Origin of the sequence: Pseudorhodobacter aquimaris, from assembly GCF_001202025.1 — a bacterium.
GTDB classification, from domain to species: Bacteria; Pseudomonadota; Alphaproteobacteria; order Rhodobacterales; family Rhodobacteraceae; genus Pseudorhodobacter; species Pseudorhodobacter aquimaris.
The window spans coordinates 1-2,500 of the sequence record NZ_LGHS01000052.1; the positions used below are offsets into that span (position 1 = coordinate 1).

1 rRNA gene (cut by a window edge) is annotated in these 2,500 nt (G+C 52.4%); it reads right to left on the reverse strand.

The features are described from left to right. Positions 1-192: 192 nt before the first annotated feature. Positions 193-2,500: ribosomal RNA gene (locus tag AKU94_RS08605) — 23S ribosomal RNA — on the reverse strand; it runs 530 nt beyond the window's last position.

Sequence of the window (2,500 nt, forward strand, 5' to 3'; positions counted from 1 at the left end):
CGCTATGACCACCAAACCGAGAAAGAAACGCTTTCCTGAGGTTATCAGGAAGTAACAACATCAGGGGCAAAGCTATGCGGCTTTATCCTTGTTCCATGTTTTTACACTGCCGTCACTTTGTGACGTAGTGATGTTTGCTTTTGACTTTGTTTCCGAATGCTTGGTTCATGTTGAACCTTGCTTTTTCTGGATCAAATCAAGCCTATCGAGCAATTAGTACCAGTCAACTGAATGCATTGCTGCACTTACATCTCTGGCCTATCGACGTGGTGGTCTTCCACGGCTCTCAAGGGAGATCTTGTTTTGAAGGGGGCTTCCCGCTTAGATGCCTTCAGCGGTTATCCTGTCCGTTCATAGCTACCCAGCACTACCATTGGCATGATAACTGGTCCACCAGTGGAACGTTCACCCCGGTCCTCTCGTACTAGGGGCAACTCTTCTCAAATCTCCTACACCCACGGCAGATAGGGACCGAACTGTCTCACGACGTTCTAAACCCAGCTCACGTACCTCTTTAAACGGCGAACAGCCGTACCCTTGGGACCTGCTCCAGCCCCAGGATGAGATGAGCCGACATCGAGGTGCCAAACGATGCCGTCGATATGGACTCTTGGGCATCATCAGCCTGTTATCCCCAGCGTACCTTTTATCCGTTGAGCGATGGCCCTTCCACTCGGGACCACCGGATCACTATGACCGACTTTCGTCTCTGCTCGACTTGTCAGTCTTGCAGTCAGGCTGGCTTCTGCCATTGCACTCAACGAGCGATTTCCGACCGCTCTGAGCCAACCTTCGCGCGCCTCCGTTACACTTTAGGAGGCGACCGCCCCAGTCAAACTACCCACCACGCAGGGTCCCGGATCCGGATAACGGACCGCGGTTAGACATCAAGAGTAAGAAGGGTGGTATCTCAAGGAAGGCTCCACGGAAACTGGCGTTCCCGTTTCGATGCCTACCACCTATCCTGCACATCTCAATCCTGATGCCAGTGCGAAGCTATAGTAAAGGTGCATGGGGTCTTTCCGTCTAACCGCGGGAAGTGTGCATCTTGACACACAGTTCAATTTCGCTGAGTCCACATCAGAGACAGCGGGGAGATCGTTACGCCATTCGTGCAGGTCGGAACTTACCCGACAAGGAATTTCGCTACCTTAGGACCGTTATAGTTACGGCCGCCGTTTACTGGGGCTTCAATTCAGAGCTTGCACTCCTCCTTTTAACCTTCCAGCACCGGGCAGGCGTCAGACCCTATACGTCGTCTTACGACTTCGCAGAGCCCTGTGTTTTAAGTAAACAGTCGCCACCCCCTGGTTTGTGCCCCCCACCTCTAGTTGCCTAAAAGTGGGGCCTCCTTCTCGCGAACTTACGGAGGCATTTTGCCGAGTTCCTTTGATGTGGTTCTCTCAAGCGCCTTGGTATTCTCTACCTGTCCACCTGTGTCGGTTTAGGGTACGGTCTTATAGAGGGGCTATTTCCAGGGACCACTCAGCAGCCCACCCAATCCGATAAGGGCAAACTACCTCTTGATCCGTCACCACCTCACGGCCCAGGAATATTAACCTGGTTCCCATCGACTACGCCTTTCGGCCTCGCCTTAGGGGCCGGCTTACCCTGCTCAGATTAGCTTTAAGCAGGAACCCTTGGACTTTCGGCGAGAGGGTCTCTCACCCTCTTTGTCGCTACTCATGTCAACATTCTCGCTTCTGATCTCTCCACCGGATGCCTTACAGCCCGGCTTCACAGAAAGCACATTGTGTATGTTATGTTCCGCAAGCGGAGCATAAATACACAGCGTCCTATATCACAGAACGCTCCGCTACCACGTGTATTGCTACACATCCTGAGCTTCGGCTCGTAGTTTGAGCCCCGTTACATCTTCGCCGCAGGACAGCTTATCTAGACCAGTGAGCTGTTACGCTATCTTTAAAGGATGGCTGCTTCTAAGCCAACCTCCTGGTTGTTTTGGCCGTCCCACATGCTTTCCCACTTAACTACGAATTAGGGGCCTTAGCTGCAGGTCAGGGTTGTTTCCCTCTTCACGACGGACGTTAGCACCCGCCGTGTGTCTCCCGGATAGTACTCATCGGTATTCGGAGTTTACTTAGACTCAGTAAGGCTGTGGGCCCCCATCATCCATGTAGTGCTCTACCCCCAATGGTATTCGTCCGAGGCGCTACCTAAATAGCTTTCGCGGAGAACCAGCTATCTCCAAGTTTGATTGGCCTTTCACCCCTAGCCACACGTCATCCAGACCCTTTTCAACGGGTGTTGGTTCGGACCTCCAGTAAGTGTTACCTTACCTTCATCCTGCACATGGCTAGATCACTTGGTTTCGGGTCTAATCCAACGAACTCATGCGCCCTTTTAAGACTCGCTTTCGCTGCGCCTACACCTATCGGCTTAAGCTTGCTCGTTAGACTAAGTCGTTGACCCATTATACAAAAGGTACGCCGTCAGGACTGATGTCCCTCCGACTGCTTGTAGGCGTCCGGTTTCAGGT